Genomic DNA, 22,323 nt, shown 5'->3' on the forward strand with positions numbered 1-22,323 from the left:
CGTCCTTTTTGGACGGGCGGGACGCCCATCCCACAAACTTGTGGAAGTTATTTAATTTTCATTCCTGAGAAAGGCTATACCAGATTTACCAACACAATTCGCATAATTAAAACCCCCCTTGAAAAAGGGGGGTTAACAGCCGAAAATCAGCTTGATTCTCCTTACATCGAAGAACCCAAACCGGCATAAGCACCGTAGAAGAAAAGACTCACAATGGTGAGAACACCGAGGCCTGCAACAGTAGCTACCAGCCACAAAGGAATTCTGCCACTTTCACTAAACATAGCCATCACCTCACTAATTTACAGCTCAACAAATTCGATGGAACTATCGAAAGCCAACTCAGACACCAGTTAATTAAAGAAATAACTGGAGAACAAAATACCCAAAACAAAAATCAGTAACAAACCCAAATACAAAGAAGTCCGGTTTAACTCAACAGGCTGCTCGTTGGGATTAGGAACGCGCTCAGGCATTGTAAACTCCTATCGTTGAATAAATTGCATTGCTGCGATCGCGCCCAAAAAGAAAATTGTTGGGACACCTAAAGTATGAACTGCCAACCAGCGCACCGTAAAAATCGGATACGAAATTGGCTCATTATTGGGGGTTCTACTCGTCATTTTTCCAAATCCTTGTTAAATTACTTGGCAATGAACTGATCTACTTGTTTCTTAGCTTCAAAGCGATCCGAGATAATCGGCACTTCTTCCCGCTGCGGTGTGAAATATTGGTTAGGGCGAGGAGTTCCGAAAGCATCGTAAGCCAAACCCGTTTGCACAAACAGCCATCCAGCAATAAACAAAGCCGGAATGGTGATGCTGTGAATTACCCAATAACGGATACTTGTAATAATGTCCCCAAACGGACGTTCTCCAGTTGTACCAGCCATTTAGAATCCTCCTTTCAACAACAAATTGACAGACAATCTCTCTTACTATTCTACTATCAAGCAGCTTGCGCTGAACCTTGATATTTAAGTAGAGTACCGCTCGCGCCGATCACAAATCCGCGATCGGGGCCCATAAAGACAATCCTGTAAAAATTAGCCGGAACATCTTCAACTTCGCGGTCTTTTAGCCAAGTTTTCCCGCCGTCCAAACTGCACAGCAAATTGCCGCCGCCGCCGGCTACCCAAACTTCATTATCAGTCCGGTAAGCCATGTCCAGCAAACCCCAACTCGCCTTGCGATCGGGAAAAAACGGTTTTCCCCAACCTTCAGGATTGGACGGGTCGCTAAACTGAATCTGACCGCCGCGGGCGAGCATCCACAAACGCCCATCCTTGGTAAAGCCCATATTTTGCAGGCGGCGAGAACTATTGCGGTTGTGAGGTTCCCAAGCTTCTTGTCCGGGTTTCCACACCGAGTAGAAATTGCCCTTCGAGGAAACCGCAACATACTGCCCGTCTTCAGAACGGTTGATATTGCGAACTACCCCAAAAGAATCCTGCACGACAGCTTTCCAATTTTTGCCGCCGTCGGAAGTCCGGTAAATCGCCCCGACATCGGTCGTCATCTCGGCGGAATTCGGGCCCAAAGCTGCGATCGTACTCGGAGAACCGGGCAACTGAGAGCTCAAAGCAATCCGCGTCCAAGACTTGCCCTCATCGTTCGTGTGGAGCAAAACTGAAGGCTGGCCGACAATCCAGCCTTCGGAACCAGAAAAACTCACCGACGCAAAACGCGACCTCGGATCGTCGATATCCAGTGCTATAGACTTCCAGCTAGTACCGCCGTCCAGCGTTTCGAGCAGAGTCGCCTCAGAACCCACAACCCAGCCGTGCTGAGGATTGCCCGTAAAGGCAATATCCTGCAAATTAGCTTCCGTCGGCAAGGAAATCACTTGCCAGGGGTTGTAACTCACAGCACCGATGGTGCTGCAACTCGTACAGATGAGCGCAGCCGCCAATAACATTACAATTCGTTGCCAAAATCTCACAATCGTCTTACTGCAAACCATACATACTAAGTAAAAACAAGAAACCAACGACCAAGCCGCCAAAAATCAGCAAACTTTTCTGACCTTCGGTCATGCCGTTGACACCGACACCGTAGCGCTGATTTGCCTTAAATCCCGATACCCCTTCCATCTGACCGAGATTTTGAAACATCGACTTACGCGCCCCGCAAACGGGACACACCCAAGTCGGGGTCACATCTGTAAAAGCAGTGCCAGGGGCAATTGCATTTTTAGGATCGCCCTTTTTAGGATTGTAGACGTAGCCGCAGGCTCGGCACTCGTGCCGATCGAGGGTATTAGTCTCCGTGGCTCGATCGCTCATAAATCCAAAATTATGGGTCAGCTAATCGTGAAGTACCTCAACTAAACTTCGTTCGAGTTGGGGCTTCCAACTAAAACTCATATGAGGACGGTCTTATTCGTCTTCGAGGTTTCCCGTCTCAACCGCCGATGCCACGTTAGGGACACCACTTGGGTGTTCGACACTTAAGTCGAGGATGGTCTTACTTAGCGTCCACAGGCAGCCGCCCGTCTTCCACAGGCAGTTACAATATTAAAATATACATTAAAAATTATTGCAGAAGATGGAGGATTAATCTCAACTAACTCGTAATTTTAGCTACCCAAAATCTATATAATGTAACAGACAAGTTACAGAACCCTTTCACCTAGGCAGTAATTATTCATCGTGTTTGCACTCAGCGGCTACGAGTATTTCTTAGGCTTCCTGTTAATTTCCAGCCTAGTCCCTATCCTCGCCCTCACGGCGTCTAAGGTTCTGCGGCCCAAAAGTCGTCCCTACGACCGACGCACTACCTACGAATCCGGCGTCGAGCCGATCGGCGGAGCCTGGATTCAGTTCAACATCAGATATTATATGTTCGCCCTGGTCTTCGTCATCTTCGACGTAGAGACCGTCTTCCTCTATCCTTGGGCGGTTGCTTTCAACCAGCTAGGACTGTTGGCTTTCATCGAAGCCTTGTTTTTTATCACGATCCTCGTTATTGCTCTTGTCTATGCATGGCGCAAAGGAGCCTTGGAATGGTCTTAAGTTCTGACAAATCACAAAAACCTCTAATTGTCAACCCCGCTATTCGCCCTGAAGTCACATCCGAATTATCAGAGAATGTCATCCTAACTACGGTTGATGACCTCTACAATTGGGCGAGACTTTCGAGCCTGTGGCCCCTGCTTTACGGTACCGCTTGCTGCTTCATCGAATTTGCAGCTTTGATCGGATCGCGCTTTGACTTCGACAGATTCGGCTTAGTACCGCGATCGAGCCCCCGACAAGCCGACTTGCTCATCACCGCCGGCACAATTACCATGAAGTACGCCCCCATCTTGGTGCGGCTGTACGAACAAATGCCCGAACCCAAATACGTGATCGCGATGGGCGCCTGCACCATCACCGGCGGAATGTTCAGCGTAGACTCCCCCACAGCAGTCAGAGGCGTTGACAAACTGATTCCCGTAGATGTGTACATCCCCGGCTGTCCCCCCCGCCCAGAAGCGATTATTGACGCAATTATCAAACTGCGGAAAAAAATCGCCAACGATTCGATGCAAGAACGCGGCAACTTGCTCCCCACCCACCGCTACTACACCAGACCCCACAAGATGAAAGTAGTAGACGACATCTTGGATGGCAAATATTTGTCAGTTCCTGGCCGGATGGCGCCGCCGAAAGAATTGACCGAAGCAATGGGAATGCCAGTACCACCGGCTTTGCTTGCAGGACAAAAACAGGAGGTAAACCGTGGCTGAGACAGAAACCTCAATTGTTGAAGCCGGGAAGGTTTCCCAGTGGTTGACTCAGAATGGGTTTGAACACGAAGCTTTAGCGGCCGATAATTTGGGCGTGGAGATATTAAAGGTCGATCGAGACTTCTTAATTCCGATGTCAACAGCACTGTATGCCTACGGGTTTAATTATATGCAGTGCCAGTGCGCCTACGACCAAGGGCCGGGAGAAGATTTAGTCAGCGTCTACCACTTGGCTAAGCTGACAGATAATGCTTCCCATCCCGAAGAAGTCCGCGTCAAAGTATTCATTCCCCGCGACGATCCCAGAGTGCCATCAGTCTACTGGATTTGGAAAGCAGCCGACTTTCAAGAGCGGGAATCCTACGATATGTACGGCATTGTCTACGAAGGACATCCGAATCTGAAACGGATTTTGATGAACGAAGATTGGGTAGGCTGGCCGCTGCGGAAAGATTACATTTCCCCTGATTTCTACGAATTGCAAGACGCTTATTAAGGGAGTTTTGCGAGGGCGGGTTTGAGCATAAAATTGGACTTTTGGGGTTAAGTTTTAGGCAAGACCCGCCCTCTCTTTTTTGGCTAATTTTGATTAACTGGTTCCTAGGCTCTGTCGGGGAACCGATGCCCAAAAACGCTATTTTCAAAAAAGTATTAGTATGGTTTACGAAACTGCTGGTTTAATAGCTTTACTAAGTATCGTAATAATTTACCGGCAACTTAGCAGGGGTAAGAACAAACCGGATGATAACAGGCTCGAAGCACAGAAAGTTGAGCTTAGGCAAATAAACCAGCAGTTACAACAAGCAAATAACCTATTTACCGCCTTTATAGTTCAAATCCTTGCAAGATTTAAGCAAAAAGAGGCAGAACTTAAGGCAGCTACTACTGAGAACAATTCTTTGAAGCAGACGGTTCAAAGCCTACAACAACAGTTAGCAAGCGTTGAGAGCGAAAGAGATGAATTAAGGAAAATTTCAACAAATCTTCGTATTGAAAATATTTACTTTGAACAAAAAATTGAAGAACTAGAAGCTCATAAAAAAGTTCTTATTCAAGAATTGGGGGGTTCTCTCAGTAGTCAAGATATAGAGTTTATAACGTGGGAATTTTTAATCGAGAAAGTTAAAGAGGTTACTAGCCAGCTTAATGAAGTCATAGCCCAAAATCAATCACTCATTAAAACAAATACGGATTTACAGCAAGAAAGAGACGTTCTGAGAAGAGAGTTAAATCAAGTTAAGGATAATAATACTAGATTGACACAAGATAATCTACAACTCCGAGCTAGCCAAAACTCTTTAGAGTCAGAAATAAGACGAGCAATAGACCGAATTCAACCTTTAGAGATAGATAATAACCAGCTAGAGCAAGAAAAAACCCAATTAGAAAGAAAGCTTTATGAGTTAAATTCATTAAACTCCAATTCACCTCAATTAGAAACAAAAGTTAAGCAACTAGAAGGGAATGCCAGAGAGCTAGAAAAAGCCAAAATAAGTTTAGAGCGACAGCTTAAGGACGAGAAAAATAGAGTTGCACCTCTTGAGCAAAAAATTAAAAACTTGGAACAGGTAATAACTCAACTGGAAACAGAGCTTGAGCAGGAGAAAAGTAAATGTAGGGCTACCATTGAAAAGATGAAAGAGGAAAATAATCGGCTGCTTGCAACAATAGTTCGACAAGAGGAGATCATAAAAGAGCTACGAGAAGAAATTGAGAGTTTGATAATTATAGATCCGGATAATGATGGAATAATCTTAGAAGATTATAATGATTCAAGTTTATTAGAAGATTATAATGATTTAGTTTATTTCGTTCAAACATCTTTAGGAACTTCAGGTATAGAGGAATTAGATGATTGGGGAAAAACAGAAGAGTTTTACATAGAACTTATCAGTAGACTTTGTTTTATCGATACTATACTCATAACTAAAATAAAATCCTTGGAATATAAATTCCATCCGGTTTATAAGGAATATATTGCTGCGAGTTTAGATATTAGCTTTAGCTATCCCGGTGAATTTTTGTTTTGGAGTAATGGCGAAATGTGTTTGGAACTAAGTTATTTCTTCAATAGTAAGTTGTAATTAAGAGTTTATCAATCTAACCGATGAGTTACACCTATCGCAAAACAAAACTAGAATACGGGATGTTCAGACACCGTATTATAATGTAGTGCCTGGAGGTAATAAGAGTGGCAAAGAATACAATTAAATTACTAGATGTCGTTGCATTGACAGTTGACCTTCCTGAATACAACCTGTGGCGCGGACAAGTAGGGACTGTAGTTGAACTGTTGGCTGATGGTGCAGCGTTTGAGGTTGAATTTAGCGACCGCAACGGACGCACTTATGAATCTGTCGGGCTGTATCCAGAGCAAATCATGGTGTTATACTTTGAGCCAGCATCACCTAATATCAAACCCGAAATGGTTACAGCATAAGCGGCACAATAACTTGCGGACTTTATAAAAAATTGGATTTCAGGTTGATAAGTGAAATAGCTAATAAACCTGCGATCTTTAATGATACCGTTTAATGGGTCAGCAAATTAAATAATCTGGTGGTTCATCAAAATGACGACTCTGACCGTAGAAATTCTTTGTTCTGAGGCGGCAATATTTTCAGCAGCCGAGTCTCAACACCCAGAACCTCTGCTTTATGGCATCACAGACGGAAAGGCTGTTGGGACATATTTGGAGCAAAAGTTCAGACTCTATCTCAAGCAAAAATATGAATTTATAGATGGTAATTCAGCAAGCGGCATCGATTTCCCTGGGCTACTGGTTGACGTGAAGGTAACAAGCATTAGGCAACCGCAGTCGTCATGTCCTTTCAAATCTGCAAGGCAAAAGATTTTTGGGCTGGGATATTCACTGATTATCTTTGTTTACGAAAAGACAGACAACAGTACGATCCGAACTGCAACCCTGAATATTTTGCATACAATTTACGTGAGTGCCGAAAGAACAGCAGATTTTCAAATGACCCGTGGAATTCGTAATATTTTAGACAATGAAGGCAATAAAGATGATTTGCTTGCTTTCATGTTTGACAAAAATTTACCTGTTGACGAAATTGAAGCAGGTAACATTGCAGACGAAATACTGAGAAACCCACCAGTGCAAGGTTTTTTGACGATTTCTAATGCGTTGCAATGGCGACTTCAGTATGGAAGAGTCATTGAGCGTGCTGGACAACAGGAAGGGGTTATCGCAGTTTATCAATCTAACCGATGAGTTCCAACGATCGCAAAACCAAACTAGAATATGGGGATTTTCAGACACCGCTGGAATTAGCCGAGATGGTGTGTCGGAAATTGATAGAACTAGATGTTAACCCCAAAGTCATCATTGAGCCAACTTGCGGCATAGGTAATTTCATTAAAGCTGCTGCAAATTCGTTTCCATCCGCCAGCCATATTATCGGGGTTGAAATCAATCAAAGTTATTTAAGAGAATTAACAGCTAAGCATGAATTGTTAGAGGATGAAAGATGTGAGGTTAAGCACGGAGATTTTTTTGAATTTGACTGGACATCATTAATCAACCAATTCAATCATAGGGTGCTGGTACTTGGCAACTTTCCTTGGGTAACAAACTCACAACAAGGAACTATTGGCAGTGAAAACTTGCCGAAAAAAACTAATTTTCAAAAGCACACTGGCTTAGATGCACTAACAGGTAAAAGTAACTTCGATATATCAGAATGGATGCTGATCCATGCGATACAATGGTTGCAAAATCGTGACGCCACTCTGGCAATGCTTTGCAAGACTTCCGTGGCGAGAAAGTTATTGAGTTACATTCATTCAAAAAAACTTAATCTCGCTAGCTGTGCAACTTACAAAATAGATGCTAAAAAATATTTTGATGCAAATGTTGATGCCTGTCTGTTATTCTGCAAGTTTGACTTAAGTTCACAAAACTACTTCTGCGATGTATTTAGCAGTTTAGAAAGTTCAGATTGTCACCGAATCGGACATCACAACAATCTCCTGGTTAAAGATATAGATTCTTTCAAGAAGTTTAGTAATTTATATGCTGTAAATTTAGGAACGAAATGGCGATCTGGCGTCAAGCATGACTGCTCGAATGTGATGGAGTTTCGGAAAATTGATAATTTGTTTGTCAATGGATTTGGGGAATCTGTCGAGCTTGAGGAAACTTATCTATTTCCGCTACTTAAAGGATCGGATGTTGCTCAAAATCGCATTAATGCTACAGATCGATATATCTTAGTTACTCAAAAATTTATCGGTGAATCAACCGAAAATATCAAAACTATAGCCCCTAAAACCGGACGTTATCTAGAGAAGTGCGGGCAATATCTAGATAATCGCAAAAGCAAAATTTACCAAAATAACCCTCGCTTTTCGATTTTTGGAGTAGGCGATTATAGCTTCCAACCTTGGAAAATTGCGATTTGCGGGCTTTATAAAAAATTGGATTTTAGGTTAATCGGTGAAATAGCTAATAAACCTGCAATTTTCGATGATACTGTTTACTTTCTCAGCTTTGACAGCGAGAGAGTTGCACGTCAAACTTTTGAGCTTTTGAATTCACCGACGGCAATTAACTTTTATTCAGCACTCGTATTTTGGGATGAAAAGCGCCCGATTAAATCCAGCATTTTAAATTGTCTGAATCTAGCAAGGCTGGCAGATTCGTAATTTGTAACCGCTGATGCACGCAGATCAACGCAGATAAATAGAGATATAATTGATATTATTGGTATTTCTGAAAACCTATGACTCAAGCTTTACCCAAACTCGTAAACTTCGAGGAATTTGTGGAGTGGCTGCCTGAAAACTCGGCGGTACGCTACGAACTGCATAATGGAGATATTGTTGAGATGGCACAACCAGTAGGCGAACATGAGGAAGTTAAAGGCTTTCTTACAATCAAAGTTTCCGTTGCAATCGATCGTCTGGGGTTGCCATACAGTATCCCCAACCAAGTGATAGTTAGACCTCCTGAAAAAGATTCTGGTTATTTGCCTGATGTGTTGGTGCTGAATCGCGCAAATTTGGCACAAGAAACTTTGTGGCAAAAACAATCTATCCTCAGTTTTGGTGCATCGATACCTTTGGCAATTGAGGTTGTGTCAAGTAATTGGCGCGATGATTACTATTTGAAATATGCTGATTATGAGGAGATGGGTATCCCTGAATATTGGATTGTGGATTATGCTGCGTTGGGTGGACGCAATTTTATTGGCAATCCCAAACAACCGACAATTTCTGTGTGTAACTTGGTTGATGGTGAATATCAAGTCCTCAAGTTTCGAGAGAACGATCGCATTGTGTCGCAAACTTTTCCTGATTTGAACCTCACAGCAAATCAGATTTTTCAAGCTGGTTTAGTGTAAGCGGATCTCTCGTAAATTTGGATTTTTTAACCGCTGATGCACGCAGATAAACGCAGATGAGTACACAGGAATTACTTATAAAAAGCAAAGAAACCGGGTTTTTGATTTCGCAAAAAACCCGGTTTCTGACTACTCGTGCCTCAGCCTTATAAACGTAAAATATCGTTTATAAGGCTGAATGATTAAACGGCAGAGAAGACGGAGGACACAGAGTCAGAGATTGAGAGAGATGAATAATTTCGATGCCAATGGATTTGAGATCGGGACATTTTTCATAGCAATCCGCGATAGCGAATAAACACCAAAAGCACCGCCCACGATCCTAATGCGACTTTGACTGCAACCAGGATATTCAGCAAGGGGAGAATGCCACCGCTGAAAAGTGTGCCTAACTCTCCGTGGGGTAACTCATATCCTGACAGAGTGATAACGGACAATACAATGAAAACAAGTACCGAAACTTTCTCCAAAGTCGCGGCGTGCCAGCGCTGGTAGATTTCTTGCATCCACTGCGGTGATGAGGTAATCGCCACCAAGCCGATCGCAGTTCCCCCCGCTACACCCGCGGCAAAACCACCGCCTGGACTTAAATGCCCGCGAATTGCTAGTTCGACACCCACCAACGCGGCAATCGTCGCTCCCAATCGCGCCAAAATAATCGATGGTTGATCGGTAAACTGATATATGGCGCAGGACGGACTTTCATTGGCTAGCATAAAACTTGCACCCATGATGGCGATCGTAAATACTACGACTTCAAAGATCGTGTCGTACAGCCGATTTCGCAAAATGATACCGGAAACCGCATTGGATACTCCACTATCTTGAACAACCAATTCGACGATCGAACTTTGCTGCGATAACTCCATTGTGGGATTGGCGATTAGCAGCATTTTGATAAACAGCGCTATCCCGGATAAAAAGTAAACCCACTTCATCAATGCTTGTCCTCTGCGTCAGGTGTATTTACATAGGTTAGGGTTGTCCCCGGTGATGAAAGTTCGGTTTGCATGATGTCGTAGACACGCCGAACTCTGGTTGCGGTGTTATAAAGTTGCGCTTCGCCACTGTTTTCCAATTGGCTTTGTGGCGCACAAGCTGCATGAACTTCTTTTTCCCTCAGCGCCCGCTGCAATGCCTGTGTAGTCGCATAGGGAACGAGTTCCAAGCGCATATGGCGTTTCTGAAAAACTGTGCGGATGTCATCTATCACTTGCTTAAAATCACCTGCGGTTTTGTCGTTTGGTATAGCATCGCCCTCTGTCCCCTCTTCGATTACACCCAGACGCAGCACGAAGGATGAACGCACCGTCACTGCATAAAGTGTAATCGCGAGTAGAGTACCCATCAAGGCTTCGGTCAAGCCCACATCCCCCGCGCCTAAAATTGTATACACCAAGGCGGCGATCGCTCCCAATACCCCCCGCAGTAGCAATGCGTGGTATGGATTGACCTGAAATACCACCATACCAGCAGCTAAGGGCAGCAGAGCGACGAGGACATAAATGTAGCTATTATCGTTCATAGTTAGTCCCTGTTTTAGAACAATAGGCCAACACATATCCCAGCATTGTGTTCCAGGTTGCTAAGCAAATGAGCGCCAGAATCAGCAGGGGCCATTTACTGGGTATTTGCAGCAGCAATCCGACGACGATCGCGATCGAACCCAGCGTATCTGCTACCGAAAGACTGTGCAGTTTATATAAAACCGATCGCTTCCCAAGTAGGTAAGAAGTACCCCAAAACCAGAAAAAAATCCCTATACCGATGCAGGTATAGCTCAATACATCTATTACGATCATGCTTCACTGATACGTTTGATTATATGTGCCAACAACATCAAGCCAGCATTACCCACACTGAGGATAATCGCCGCCACCACACCGATCATCCAATCATCGCGCCAGACGGATATGACGAGAGCGATGATTGCCGCCTTGGTCGAAATACTGGCAAAGGCCAACATTGTCTGCCAGATATCATGATCTTTCCATACCTCGTACATAGGTATGAGCAGAGCCAAAATCATCGCAATTAGAATCAAGTTGTTCAAGTTGTTCAATTGTGTGGACTCCTGATTTTTCTTAGTTAATATCGGGGCGGGCTCGCGTGCCCAACCCCCTACACCCCACAAGAAACTCTTGAGAATAGTGCAACTTAATAGACCTCTGCCATAATTGTTGTGGAACAGGGTTCCTGCCTGTTCTTGACGGGCAGTTTCGCGAGTGGGGGCGGGTTTATTTAACCTGTCTGCAATCTTTAAAGCTATTGGTGAACCCGCCCCTACAGATTCTTGAGAATGATCCAATATCGAGCGTGTAAATAAACTCGGGTATGTCAGAAAATGTAAAGTATCGTAACCCCTGCGATAGAGCACTTTTACTAACTGCGGACATACTTACGTATTTTATCGCCGTTCTACTTATTTATTTCTCCCTTCTCTGCCTTCTCTGAGTTCTCTGCGGTTTAATCATTCCGAAAAAACTTCAGCTAATTACTCGAAGTCCGCCGCACTCGGTGTACTTCGTAAAAACCCTCTTCGTGATATTTCACGACAATCGTCTTGGGAGTAAAAGTGATCACGAAGACATCTAGGAATATCAGCAAGGGCGATCGATGGTTTGGCACTTTTTCCATGATCACATCTTCGTGTCTGTGGGGACGGAAGATGAGTTCAAAAGCTTCTATATAAGCTATCGGAATCGCCATGAAGATTTTACCAAACACCCCCAACCATTCCCTCAAAGGTTCCGGGGGTGTGTAGCTGCGCGGCAACAGGAAAGCAATGATGAAGCCGATCGCAATATTTGCCAAACTAAAATCGGCAGTAAGTAGAAACCAGATCGTCAGTCTTAATATTAGCTGTCCAATCATGTTGAGAATGCCATCCAGAATAGTAGGAGCGAAATCAAGCTCATAAAACCGACCAAATGATCGAATTGTTCAAGCATACGTGGCAGTTTGATTGCCGTGCGTTGAAAAATTAGAAAATAGGCTAACCAACCAACACCGATGATGGCTATCGCCTTAAGCATATTTTCCAGCGTATAAGCCTGAACATCAAAAGCATTGGCTGCAATCAGCCCACCTAGCAACAGCAACACTGCAGGCCAAAAACCGGGTTTTGATTTTGCTTCTCCACCACGGGGCAGAAAGATGAATTTAGCAAATAGGATAGCAGTTCCTACTGCTGCCACATTCATGGCGATCGCATAAGGGGGTGTCAAATTCTTCAAAGTCAACATCTTTGCCCCAAAGCCAACCAAAAAAGGAAAGCCTGAGATCGAAAGGCTACCCACGACTAAGGCAATCCAGAGCTTAGTATTAATCTGCTTTTGTCGCAATACCTTAAAGTCGCGGCTGGGTAAAGAGCCCGCAATCAGGAATAGCGCCGATTTGACCAAGCCGTGGGCGAGGGCATAAAAGCCTGCCGCTTCCGGGGCTACGAGAATCCAACCTAACTGCGAAACCGTGCTGAACGCCAGCACCCGCTTGGTATCCTTTTCAAAGATGCCATAGAACACGCCCATAAACGCCGCCCCGACTCCGAAAATCTGGACGATGGGTGCCACCTCCTCCACCATCAGCGCACAGCGCACGAGGGGATATACCCCCGCTTTGACCACAATCCCTGACAGCAAAGCCGACACTGGCGTTTCTGATTCCGAGTGAGTTAGCGGTAGCCATAACCCCGATACAAACACACCTCCCTTAACCAAGAGAGCCATAAAGATCAGAGCTGTCGCCTCTGGGGGCGCTGCACCCAAGCCGGCAAAACTAAACGAATTACTTGCCTTATAAACCAGCACGGCACCGACTAGATAAAACAGCATTGCCGTGTTGCTAATAAATAGATAGCGCAAAGCCACCCAAATCGAGCGATCGGTGCGAGGATAGGCAATCAAGAGAAACGCCGCAATGCCACTGACTTCTAACCCCACATATAAACTGATAAAGTCAGTAGAGGCAAAGGCCGCATTCAGGCTGCCATGCAACATCAGAATTTGTGCATAAAAAAATGCCGTCTTATCTGTGGGCCAACAGTAGATAATCACCGCTGCCGTGACTAAGGCATTGGTTAAGATGAAATAGCCGCTCAAGCGATCAACTAACAAAGTGACACTGAAATTATCCAGTAACTGCAGCGTCACCGCTGACGGTATAGCAAAAAGCTGGAACGCATAGGCAGCGGACGCTATCGCTCCGAATATTGCGAGATACTTGGCAAACTTCGGAATCAAATAAATACTAAACCCGACAAAAAACGGGAGTCCAATCCAGGCGATCGTCAGGGTATTCATGGGGTATTATTCATCTCGATTTCGTTACTTTCTAATGTCGGATTATCTCGTGCCAGCTTCATCACACTTACCAGCATTAAAGCCTGAATCGAAAAGCCGATCACGATCGCCGTTAAGATCACCGCCTGGGGAACCGGATCGGCGTAAGCGACAACATTTTTCCCCTTTGAAATAATTGGTGTCAGCAAGCCTTCTCGCGATGCCACCACCACGTAATAGGCGATAACCCCTGTACTCATGACATCCATACAGACGATTTTCATGAGCAGGTTCTTTTTAAAGATGATACCAAAAAATCCGCAAAATACTGTTGCCAATACCAATGCTTCTAACATGGAAATTGCGTGTTGGATAAGGGGTTTTTGTTATTATATTTGAATTGGCGTATATTATTTCTAATGGGACTTAGAAATTTTCTAGCCCCTAAACTAGCTGAAACGCACTCTAGGTAAGGAAAAGAGTTTGAGGCCCCTAAACTAGCTGAAACCCTTGTCAATTGGAGACCCAAGCCAATTCAATCTCAAACCGTTTACCTATCTGAGTTTGCAGCCATTTTTGACCTGATTTTGGTCGAAGTCCCGTTAGCGAATCTGTGGCCGACAACGAAGTCCTATCGTCCACCAAACCCAGTTTATGACCACTTGTGCGTCCAGGACTATAATTGTGACACTTGCGTCCATGACTGTTCATTTTAACTGGGGCGAAGTCACTAAGTTCAATCATTCCGCAAAGCTGCGATCGGATCTAAGCGAGCCGCATTCCGAGCCGGTAACACTCCAGCCAATAAGCCTACAGTAAAGGATAGCCCAAAACCCGCCGCGATCGACCATACAGAAACCACAAACGGAAATTTGAATGCTGTCGAGGCCCCAAAGGCGAGCGCAACTCCCAACCCAATACCCGCCGTTCCCCCCACCGTGGAAACTAAAATAGATTCCGCCATAAATTGAATTAGAATTGCTGCATTAGTAGCGCCTACGGCTTTGCGAATCCCGATTTCCTTAGTCCGTTCCACAACAGACACCAACATAATATTAGCAATACCGATGCCGCCAACCACCAAAGAAATTCCGGCGATCGAACCCACCATCACCGTAAATAAACCTATCACATTGCTGAAAGTATTAACTATTTCAGCTTGATTTACAACTCGAAAATCATCCGGTTGTGGCGGATAAATATTGTGGCGCAAGCGCATGATATTTTCCACTTGAAATTGAGCATCCGCCAAATCCGCTTCGTCGGCAGTTTCCAACCAAAAACCCGATATTGCAATCCCCGCTAAAGAATTTCTCCCCACAATCCGCGAAGACATATTTTTGAGGGGAATATAGACTCGATCGTCCTGATCGGTTCCCCCTACAGACCCCTTGCTTTCCATCACTCCAATGACCTTGTAGCGGTTGCCCTGAATGCGAATATCGGAGGATAGCGCATTAGCTCCCGCTCCAAAAAGTTCGTCCCGCACCTTAGAACCTAGGACAACTACTGGCTCAGCAGCATTCAATTCATCCTCATTAAAAAACCGTCCTTCTTGGGGTTGAATGTTCTTCACATCTGGATAGTTTAAATCCGTTCCCAAAATCGAAGTAAATGAATTTTGTCCGCCATAAACGACTTGCACTTGGCGCTGCAAATAAGCCGAAATTGCCTTAACTGCAGGAGCTTGTTTGCCGATCGCCCTAGCGTCATCCCAAGTAAGAGTAGTAGCAGAACCGCTTCCTTGACTGACACCGCCCGATCGAGAAGCGCCGGATAAAACCAACAGCACATTTGTACCCAAAGCCTTTAACTGTTCTTCAGTTGATTTTTGTACTCCCTGTCCCACCGAAGTAATAGCAATTACCGAAGATATCCCAATAATTACCCCCAGCATAGTTAAACTGGTACGCAACTTATTATTCCACAGCGCCTCTGTCGCCATCAACGCGATTTGAACGTTAGAGATTTTGTTGGTGCGGGGGCGAGTCTGTAATTTCATGTTATTAGTTATTAGTTATTTGTTATTTGGTGGCAACTTCTAAGGATTCTGCCTAAATTGGCCCCTAATTTATCACCTGACGATGCAACCGGAAACGATAGGATTTGTGGCACGACCCGCCGGGGGTTGAAACCCCCGTCTCATAGAAGACAGTCGGTTGAAACTGAGATATTGCACCATTCTCAATTAGCCGTAGGGGCGGGTTCGCCAACAGGCTTAAAGCTTGCAAATAGGTTCTATAAACCCGCCCGAACCCACGAAAAATCCTCTTATTGATATTGCTGCAAGATGTCAGTTGAAACCGACTGAAAATTCGTCTGATGATGCAGCCAGAAACGATATGATTTTTGGCACGATCCGCCGGGGGTTGAAACCCCCGTCTCATAGAAGACAGTCGGTTGAAACCGACTGAAAATTCGTCTAAAACCGATCTACATCAACTAACTCTTCAGTCCTCTTTCAGAGGACTTTCGCTATGAGACAGGGATTTCAATCCCTGGCGGACTCTGCGACGAACTAGCGGACTCTGCGACGAACCAACTAGCCCCTACTGCGCGGACTAACTACTAACGCAAGCGCCTTCCCCCACCCGGTTGCAAACCCGGAATTCCACCCGACGATGGATTTTGGGATCTAGGCCGCAATCCGGGGGGTAAACTAAGCAGCACTTTTTCATCTCCTTTCAAACCCGATCGCACTTCCGTCTTATCATCCACCGTCATACCAGTCTTAATCGGCATAAAAGCAGGTTTGCCATCTTGTCCACCGGGAACAAAAACCCCCGTTTCCCTTTGTTGGCGGACAATTGCCGCAGTTGGAACTACCAAAACATTTTTAAGTTCACCAGCCTTAAACTCAACATTCACATTCATGCCCGATCGCAGGATTTGTTGATCATCATTAATAATTGCCGCTTTTACCTCAAAACTTGTCACATTTTGCTGGACGATCGACTGAGGGGAAATTTGAGTGATTTTACCTGCAAAAGTCTTTCCCGCAAAAGCATCGGCTTGAATAGACGCAGCCTGGCCGATCTGAATCTGAGAAATATTAGTTTCTGCTACGTTTGCTACTAATTGATTTTTTGAAGCTAAGGACAAAATAGAAGAAGAAGTCGCCGAAGAAACCGCACTACCTGCCGTCGTGGGAGTCACAAAAGCGCCTGGATCTGCATACTTGCGGGTGACAGTGCCGGTGAAAGGAGCCCGCAGCACAGTGTCGTCGATCAGCGCTTGAACGCTTTGCAGGCTGCCTCTAGCAGCGAGAACTTGGGCGCGGGCTTGGGCGATGTCTTCCGGGCGAGAACCAGCTTCTAACAGGGCCAAAGCTTGCTGTTTTTGCTCCACAGCAGCCCGCCCCGCAGCGATGTCTTCCGGGCGTGCGCCCGATCGCGCCAGGGCCAAAGCTTGCCGTTTTTGCTCCACAGCAGCCCGCCCTGCAGCGATGTCTTCCGGGCGTGCCCCCGATCGCGCTAGGGTCAAAGCTTGCCGTTTTTGCTCGACAGCAGCCCGCGCTGAAGCGATTTCTTCGGGGCGAGCACCCGCTTGCAGCAAAGCTACAGCTTGTTCGGCTTGTCTGACTTGCGTTTGAGCTCGATCGCGCGCGGTGCGGGAGTTGTTGACAATTTGCAAAGCAATGGCTCCGGCATTGTAGAGTTCCTGATTTCTCTGAAAGTCTTCCTCTGCTTGGTTTTTGGCGTATTCGGCATCTCTGAGTTGGGCGACTGCTTGGGCGATGTCTTCAGGGCGATTGCCCTTAAGCAATTTTTGTAAATTTGCCTGTTGTTCAGCTAGTTGTGCCTCGGCTACGGCAATATCCTGGCTTCGATTGCCGTTGAGCAATTTTTCCAGACTTGCTTGTTGTTCAGCTAACGCTGCCTCAGCTACAGCAATGTCTTGGGTTCGATTGCCGTTGAGCAATTTTTCCAGACTTGCCTGTTGTTCTGCTAACACTGCCTTAGCCACAGCAATGTCCTGGGTTCGAGTGCCGTTGACCAATTTTTCCAGGTTTGCTTCGGCGGCTGCGAGTTGTCCGCGAGTTTGGGTAAGTTGCCCTTGGAGGTTGGAGTCGTCCATGTAGGCGAGAATCTGCCCTTGTTCAACCCTATCTCCTTCATTGACAAGCAAACTTTTGAGCATTCCTGAAGTTTTGGGGCTGACGTTAACGGAACGTTCGGGTACAATTGTGCCGTTTGCCGAAATTGTAATCGGCAGGTTCACCCTTTCGACAGCAACGGTTTTTTCCCTGCCTCTGGTTTCGCGGCTGGATTTGACTGTTAACTGGCTGTAAGCTGTGTAGCCGACTCCTGCAAGCAGGGATGTGGCGAGGAGTCCGCTAAGCCAGGGAGTCAGCTCTTTTTTAATCTGAAAGTGCTTTACGAAGTACATATAAATTAGACCTGATGGGTCTGTCTTGAATTTAGACCGATCGGGAACAGAAAAGGTTCAATTGAAGTCTCACTAGGTTTTTTCGGTTGTAGCGCAGGTATCTTCGGATAATAAGGAATGAGAATTAAATAACTTCCACTCTTGAAAGTGGGATGGGCGTCCCGCCCGTCTTTTTTGGACGGGCGGGACGCCCATCCCACAATAACAATTAAAATTGTAAGTTATTTAATTCGCGATCCTTAGTTCAGCTCGATCCAGATGTGAAGCAGTGGTGTGAGGCTCAAGACTCACAGTATAAAACTTTAATTAATAACGTTTTACGCCAATATATAGAGAATAATAAAACTCAGCACTCAGCATAACCCTACGTTGCATAGGAATTAGATTGATCGCGAACTGTCTACTCAAACCTTGTGGCTAAACCTACCTTTATCTGAAGAATATATCCTAATATATCCTACGTGTTGTAGTGATTTTACCTGCCAGCCATCAACACCTGTTCAGCAGTCAGTTTTAAATCTGGGAAAGTTAGAGAGACGATGGTCTGATTGCCCCGAATCTGCTGAATTTGATATTCCCCATTCACTAAAGTGCAGATAGAGAGGGTGGGTTGTTTGGGCTTCCCAATGTGTTGAGTACCACCTAATCCTGCGTAGTCTGCAATCCAATATTCAGGAATACCTAAAACTGCGTAGTCTTCGACCTTACGGGAATAATCATTTTGCCAGTTGCTACTAACAACTTCTGCCACAAATTTAATCGAAGTGCCCAGTGTCAGGATCGACTCGTCAGACCAAAACAGTTCTTTGGTAAGTTCATCTCGATCGACAACTGCAACATCAGGTCGAAATGCTGTCATACCAATATTTGAAGGGCGCAATAGTCCCCGCTGAAGGACAAACCAAGGTAAGCCTGTTCCGTCGATCTGGACACAAATTTTTGTGTTAATGAAGGCTGCAACCTGCTCATGAGGGCCTGTTGGTTCCAAGTCGAATACTTCTCCATCGATCAGTTCATAGCGGTTATCGCCACCATAACGGGCGATAAACTCGTCAAAGCTGAGTGGCTTCTGTTGTATTGGTTGGTCGATCGCAATGGTCATAGCTCAACTTAGCCCAATCAATTCTTTTAGTATATCAGACATCTCCTAAAAAGCCTGTTTTGAACAGGCAGGATGCCTGTTCCACAAGAATTATGGGAGATGTCTATCAGATTGAATACGCGATGTGTGACGGATCAAACCGTTACCGATGCCCCATTACCCTATGCCCTATGCCCTATGCCCCATTTTCATCTCTTACGCCGCAACGCGAAACATTCATTTTACATTCCTAGAAATAGCGGACGATCGCATCGATCGAACTTTTGAAAAGTTCGATCGCCAATTTCCTACTCAACAAACAGCCGCCACCACCAACTGTGTAATCGCTGCCTCCGGGCCCACCAAAGAAATATATGGTTCTACAAAATATTTCTTAGCAGCATCCCGCGCTTGTGAAGCTGTCACCTGTGCAATTTCTTCTTGAAATTGCTGGTCAAATTTAATTCCCAATCCCAAAATTTCATACCAGCCTAAAACTTGGGCAATTTGCGAATTGGTTTGTTTTCCTAAAGCATATTGACCGAGCATTTTATTCTTGCAAGCTTGCAATTCTTCGTCGCTTAGTTCGGTGTTGGCGAGCCGATCGACTTCGGCGCGCAATCCTTCAAAAGCAGTCGTTGTATTTTCCGGCGCCGTACCCATGTACACCACAAACTGAGCCGTGTCCAAGCGCGTCGCGTACAGCGCAGAAACGTCGTAAGCCAAGCCCCGCTTTTCCCGCAATTCCACAAACAACCGGCTCGACAAACCGTTACCCAAATAAGTATTCAGCAATTTAATCGCTGCGTAGTCTGGATTTTTGACAGAGGGTGCGAGGTAGCCCAGCATAATCACTGATTGCTGCGTATCTTGCGCGGTAACGACCGATTGAGGGGAGGGTGATAGGGGGGGGACGGTTAAAGTTGGCAGGGGTGTTAAAGGCGCTTTCCAGGAGCCAAAAGTTTGATCGATCAGGGCGATCGCATCTTCGGTCGATATTCTGCCGGCTACAGAAATAACTACATTATCGGGACGGAAATAGGTTTTGTGGAACTCTTCGAGCTCGTTTCTAGTGAGCTTTGACATAGTAGCTTCCGTGCCCAAGGGAGAGAAAGCATAGGGGTGTTCCTTGTACATCGAGTGCCGCAATTGCTCGAATGCGATCGCAAATGGCTGTTCTTGTTGCGATCGAATTGCTGATATGGCAATGCGGCGTTCGAGTTCGACTTCAGCTTCCGGGAAAGTGGGCGATCGCGTCAATTGCGCCGCTAACTCCAAAATCTCCTCAAAATCCGCAGAAACCGTCTTCAAACTCACTAAAAAATAGTCTGTAGTAGAGTCGGCACTCAACCTCGCTCCCACCGATTCTACACGCTCGGCAATTTCCAGCGAAGACAGTCGATCGGTTCCCTTAGTCATTACCGCCGACAGCAAGTGACACAATCCTGCTTGTTCCGGCTGCACGTAGCGACTACCGGCCCGCAGGAATATCCTAGCTGCAATAATATCTGCTGCTGGATTTTCTGCTGCTAAGACAACAATACCGTTGTCTAAAACCGTGCGCTGTACTTCATTTTTCATGATTAATTTACTTAGTAATTGGGAATGGGTAATTGGGAATAGGTAATGGATAATTGGTAATTACTCTATTGCCATTTTTCTATTTTCCATTTGCATATTGTATGATGTCATACCGGGAAGGGTTTGACGCACAACATCGAAGGATCGCGAATTAAATAACTTACAATTTTAATTGTTATTGTGGGATGGGCGTCCCGCCCGTCCAAAAAGGGCGGGCGGGACACCCCACTTTCAAGACTGTAAGTTATTTAATTCTCATTCCTAAATGTAACAATATCTATCCTTTAAGGTGCGCCACAAGCACAAAGAACCCTGGACAAACGCCGAACCTCTATTCGGTACGGTGCGCCACAAGCACAGAGAACCCCGGACAAACGCCGAACCTCTATCTGGTATAAAAGATATTTATATTCACCGATTTACCAATTAGATTGGTTTGAGTACCACGGCCGTATACCGTCGAGGAGATAGATATTGTTGAGCTAGGCGCTGGAGGTCTAATGGCCCAAATGATTGAATTCTGGTGGGATAGCTAAGCGCTACTTCCGCAGTGGCGATCGTATTGTAATATCCGTAAAGACCGGCTAGCTGTCCCGGCGTTTCGAGCGAGAAAGCAAAATCGTTGCACAGCAAACGCTTACACCGGAGCAATTCTACCTCGGAAACTGGCTCAGACTGCAATTCCCAAAGTCGATCGCAAATCCGAGATTCCACCTGTTCGACATCCTTTGCGTCCAAGACTGCACTGATAGTAAATAAGCTCGATTCCCGTTGCAACGAGAAAGTGCTGTCGATCGCCTCTACCAATTGTAATTCTTCCCGCAGTTCCCTGACTAAACGCGAAGTCCGCCCGTCTGCGAGCAACACCGACAGCAAATCCAAGCCGCAAGCACTTTGCAAGTGTTCAACTCCCGGCCCCGTCCACGCCATCATCAGCCGCGCTTGTTCCAATCGCGGGAGACAGAGTTCCTGACGGCGAATTTCTATCAGTGGCGGTTCCGCCTCTGCGGTAAATTTGGGACAATCCCACCGATCGGAAAACTGCTCAAAAGCTTTCCCCGTAACATCTCTGGCCTGTTGTTCATCAATTCCCCCGACTACCACCACTGTCATATTTTCCGGCTGATAGTGCGATCGATGGAAACAGCGCATTTCGTGGGGAGTTCGCGACATCAGCAACTCTTCGGTTCCCAATACCGATCGCCTGTAGGGATGACGCTGATAAACTGTTTCCATCATGGCTTGGAAACCCAGCCAATCGGGATTGTCTTGAGCTTGACGGATTTCTTCTAGCACCACATCTCGCTCGCGATCGAATTCCTGATCCGGAATCGAAGCCCGCAGCAGCAATTCTGCCAGCGGCTGCGCTGTTTCTGCTAAATAATCGGCCGCAGCGTTGACGAAAAAATGGGCGTAGTCGTGACTTGTAGCTGCATTGGCGACACCGCCCCGATTTTCGATTACCTGGTCAAATTCTCCAGGGGCGATCGAATCCGTCCCTTTAAATATCATGTGTTCTAGAAAATGAGCCATTCCAGACCAAGAATCCGGCTCCAGCGTAGCGCCAGCCCTCACCCACACGTCTAGCGCGACCACCGGTGTGGCCGAAATCCGCTGGTGAATGACCGTTAACCCATTATTCAGCTTCCAGACATTGGCTGGGAACTCTAAAGCAGTGAGCAGTTGAGACAAGCTAGTTATTCTTAAACTTTAGTTAACTTCGGCTGCAACTATGGTAGCGCCTTCCAGCTATGCGATCGGGATTAATTGATACAAAAGTCAGTTGTCAGTTGGCCCTTGTCAGTTGGCCCTTGTCAGTTGACTGTTGTCAGTTGTTATTAAGGGTAATTTTTGATTTTTTTTAAAACGACCTTAGCCTTAATTAATTACCATTTTT

The 22,323-nt window shown here is 45.7% G+C and carries 27 protein-coding genes; 9 read left to right on the top strand and 18 right to left on the bottom strand.

Features of this window, described 5'->3' with window-relative positions; translation table 11 throughout:
• A partial coding sequence (locus QUB26_RS19905; RefSeq protein ID WP_333319359.1) for a hypothetical protein occupies window positions 1-189 on the top strand: 189 nt, incomplete at its 5' end.
• On the opposite strand, the gene QUB26_RS19910 is transcribed toward QUB26_RS19905, so the two are convergent.
• From QUB26_RS19910 to QUB26_RS19935, 6 genes are all read right to left on the bottom strand, one after another.
• A complete protein-coding gene (locus QUB26_RS19910) occupies window positions 162-284 on the bottom strand; it encodes a photosystem II reaction center protein J (protein WP_333109398.1) in 123 nt (40 codons plus the stop codon). The genes QUB26_RS19905 and QUB26_RS19910 overlap by 28 nt on opposite strands.
• Window positions 285-353: 69 nt before the next feature.
• A complete protein-coding gene (locus QUB26_RS19915; protein WP_015176850.1) occupies window positions 354-476 on the bottom strand; it encodes a photosystem II reaction center protein L in 123 nt (40 codons plus the stop codon).
• A 9-nt stretch (window positions 477-485) separates the two neighbouring features.
• The gene (gene psbF / locus QUB26_RS19920; protein WP_006635504.1) at window positions 486-623 is read right to left on the bottom strand and encodes a cytochrome b559 subunit beta; all 138 of its coding nucleotides are present in this window, start codon (window positions 621-623) and stop codon (window positions 486-488) included.
• A gap of 20 nt (window positions 624-643) precedes the next feature.
• A complete protein-coding gene (gene psbE / locus QUB26_RS19925; RefSeq protein WP_006635503.1) occupies window positions 644-892 on the bottom strand; it encodes a cytochrome b559 subunit alpha in 249 nt (82 codons plus the stop codon).
• A gap of 56 nt (window positions 893-948) precedes the next feature.
• The gene (locus QUB26_RS19930; RefSeq protein ID WP_333246773.1) at window positions 949-1,962 is read right to left on the bottom strand and encodes a photosynthesis system II assembly factor Ycf48; all 1,014 of its coding nucleotides are present in this window, start codon (window positions 1,960-1,962) and stop codon (window positions 949-951) included.
• Window positions 1,949-2,284 (bottom strand): rubredoxin, encoded by a 336-nt coding sequence (locus QUB26_RS19935; protein ID WP_333206831.1) that lies wholly within the window; start codon window positions 2,282-2,284, stop codon window positions 1,949-1,951. Before QUB26_RS19935 ends, QUB26_RS19930 begins: the two co-directional genes overlap by 14 nt.
• A 366-nt stretch (window positions 2,285-2,650) precedes the next feature.
• On the opposite strand from QUB26_RS19935, the gene ndhC reads away from it, so the two are divergent.
• The 8 genes from ndhC (at window position 2,651) to QUB26_RS19975 (ending at window position 9,095) form a co-directional block, all read left to right on the top strand.
• Entirely contained in the window at window positions 2,651-3,013 is a 363-nt protein-coding gene (ndhC, locus tag QUB26_RS19940) for a photosynthetic/respiratory NAD(P)H-quinone oxidoreductase subunit C (protein WP_006635500.1), read from the top strand.
• The gene (gene ndhK / locus QUB26_RS19945; RefSeq protein WP_333052111.1) at window positions 3,004-3,729 is read left to right on the top strand and encodes a photosynthetic/respiratory NAD(P)H-quinone oxidoreductase subunit K; all 726 of its coding nucleotides are present in this window, start codon (window positions 3,004-3,006) and stop codon (window positions 3,727-3,729) included. The genes ndhC and ndhK overlap by 10 nt, the downstream gene beginning before the upstream one ends.
• The gene (locus QUB26_RS19950; protein WP_333223573.1) at window positions 3,722-4,225 is read left to right on the top strand and encodes an NAD(P)H-quinone oxidoreductase subunit J; all 504 of its coding nucleotides are present in this window, start codon (window positions 3,722-3,724) and stop codon (window positions 4,223-4,225) included. The genes ndhK and QUB26_RS19950 overlap by 8 nt, the downstream gene beginning before the upstream one ends.
• Before the next feature lie 160 nt (window positions 4,226-4,385).
• Window positions 4,386-5,813, top strand: a complete 1,428-nt coding sequence (locus tag QUB26_RS19955; protein WP_333246771.1) for a hypothetical protein — start codon at window positions 4,386-4,388, stop codon at window positions 5,811-5,813.
• A 107-nt stretch (window positions 5,814-5,920) separates the two neighbouring features.
• A complete protein-coding gene (locus QUB26_RS19960; protein ID WP_333246769.1) occupies window positions 5,921-6,169 on the top strand; it encodes a DUF4926 domain-containing protein in 249 nt (82 codons plus the stop codon).
• Window positions 6,170-6,301: 132 nt separating this feature from the next.
• The gene (locus QUB26_RS19965; protein WP_333246767.1) at window positions 6,302-6,964 is read left to right on the top strand and encodes a restriction endonuclease; all 663 of its coding nucleotides are present in this window, start codon (window positions 6,302-6,304) and stop codon (window positions 6,962-6,964) included.
• Window positions 6,961-8,397, top strand: coding sequence for a class I SAM-dependent methyltransferase (locus QUB26_RS19970; protein WP_333246765.1), 1,437 nt, complete (start codon window positions 6,961-6,963; stop codon window positions 8,395-8,397). The genes QUB26_RS19965 and QUB26_RS19970 overlap by 4 nt, the downstream gene beginning before the upstream one ends.
• A 77-nt stretch (window positions 8,398-8,474) precedes the next feature.
• Window positions 8,475-9,095 (top strand): Uma2 family endonuclease, encoded by a 621-nt coding sequence (locus tag QUB26_RS19975; RefSeq protein WP_333246763.1) that lies wholly within the window; start codon window positions 8,475-8,477, stop codon window positions 9,093-9,095.
• A 272-nt stretch (window positions 9,096-9,367) separates the two neighbouring features.
• Here the strand turns inward: QUB26_RS19975 and QUB26_RS19980 are convergent, their stop codons facing one another.
• From QUB26_RS19980 to QUB26_RS20035, 12 genes are all read right to left on the bottom strand, one after another.
• Complete coding sequence (locus QUB26_RS19980) at window positions 9,368-10,033, bottom strand: Na(+)/H(+) antiporter subunit B (protein ID WP_333246761.1); 666 nt, start codon at window positions 10,031-10,033, stop codon at window positions 9,368-9,370.
• A complete protein-coding gene (locus tag QUB26_RS19985; protein ID WP_333246759.1) occupies window positions 10,033-10,620 on the bottom strand; it encodes a DUF4040 domain-containing protein in 588 nt (195 codons plus the stop codon). Before QUB26_RS19985 ends, QUB26_RS19980 begins: the two co-directional genes overlap by 1 nt.
• Window positions 10,610-10,897: a monovalent cation/H(+) antiporter subunit G gene (locus QUB26_RS19990; RefSeq protein WP_333246758.1), complete on the bottom strand. Its 288-nt coding sequence runs from the start codon at window positions 10,895-10,897 to the stop codon at window positions 10,610-10,612. The genes QUB26_RS19985 and QUB26_RS19990 overlap by 11 nt, the downstream gene beginning before the upstream one ends.
• Window positions 10,894-11,124 carry a hypothetical protein gene (locus QUB26_RS19995; protein ID WP_041622563.1) on the bottom strand — a complete coding sequence of 77 codons (231 nt, stop codon included), beginning with the start codon at window positions 11,122-11,124 and terminating at the stop codon, window positions 10,894-10,896. The genes QUB26_RS19990 and QUB26_RS19995 overlap by 4 nt, the downstream gene beginning before the upstream one ends.
• Before the next feature lie 461 nt (window positions 11,125-11,585).
• Window positions 11,586-11,969, bottom strand: a complete 384-nt coding sequence (locus tag QUB26_RS20000) for a Na+/H+ antiporter subunit E (RefSeq protein ID WP_333231558.1) — start codon at window positions 11,967-11,969, stop codon at window positions 11,586-11,588.
• Window positions 11,966-13,396, bottom strand: coding sequence for a cation:proton antiporter (locus QUB26_RS20005; protein WP_333319362.1), 1,431 nt, complete (start codon window positions 13,394-13,396; stop codon window positions 11,966-11,968). Before QUB26_RS20005 ends, QUB26_RS20000 begins: the two co-directional genes overlap by 4 nt.
• Window positions 13,393-13,731: an NADH-quinone oxidoreductase subunit K gene (locus tag QUB26_RS20010; protein ID WP_333052085.1), complete on the bottom strand. Its 339-nt coding sequence runs from the start codon at window positions 13,729-13,731 to the stop codon at window positions 13,393-13,395. Before QUB26_RS20010 ends, QUB26_RS20005 begins: the two co-directional genes overlap by 4 nt.
• Before the next feature lie 380 nt (window positions 13,732-14,111).
• Window positions 14,112-15,377 carry an ABC transporter permease gene (locus QUB26_RS20015; RefSeq protein WP_333246752.1) on the bottom strand — a complete coding sequence of 422 codons (1,266 nt, stop codon included), beginning with the start codon at window positions 15,375-15,377 and terminating at the stop codon, window positions 14,112-14,114.
• Window positions 15,378-15,943: 566 nt separating this feature from the next.
• On the bottom strand, window positions 15,944-17,764 hold the full coding sequence (locus tag QUB26_RS20020) for an efflux RND transporter periplasmic adaptor subunit (protein WP_333319364.1): 1,821 nt from the start codon (window positions 17,762-17,764) through the stop codon (window positions 15,944-15,946).
• 475 nt (window positions 17,765-18,239) lie between these two features.
• Complete coding sequence (locus tag QUB26_RS20025; RefSeq protein WP_333244813.1) at window positions 18,240-18,866, bottom strand: Uma2 family endonuclease; 627 nt, start codon at window positions 18,864-18,866, stop codon at window positions 18,240-18,242.
• Window positions 18,867-19,157: 291 nt separating this feature from the next.
• Window positions 19,158-20,426 (bottom strand): pitrilysin family protein, encoded by a 1,269-nt coding sequence (locus QUB26_RS20030; protein ID WP_333244816.1) that lies wholly within the window; start codon window positions 20,424-20,426, stop codon window positions 19,158-19,160.
• 426 nt (window positions 20,427-20,852) lie between these two features.
• Complete coding sequence (locus tag QUB26_RS20035) at window positions 20,853-22,118, bottom strand: pitrilysin family protein (RefSeq protein ID WP_333244819.1); 1,266 nt, start codon at window positions 22,116-22,118, stop codon at window positions 20,853-20,855.
• Between the last annotated feature and the right edge of the window lie 205 nt (window positions 22,119-22,323).

The sequence above is a fragment of the Microcoleus sp. B4-C1 genome, from assembly GCF_036705285.1.
GTDB lineage: Bacteria > Cyanobacteriota > Cyanobacteriia > Cyanobacteriales > Microcoleaceae > Microcoleus.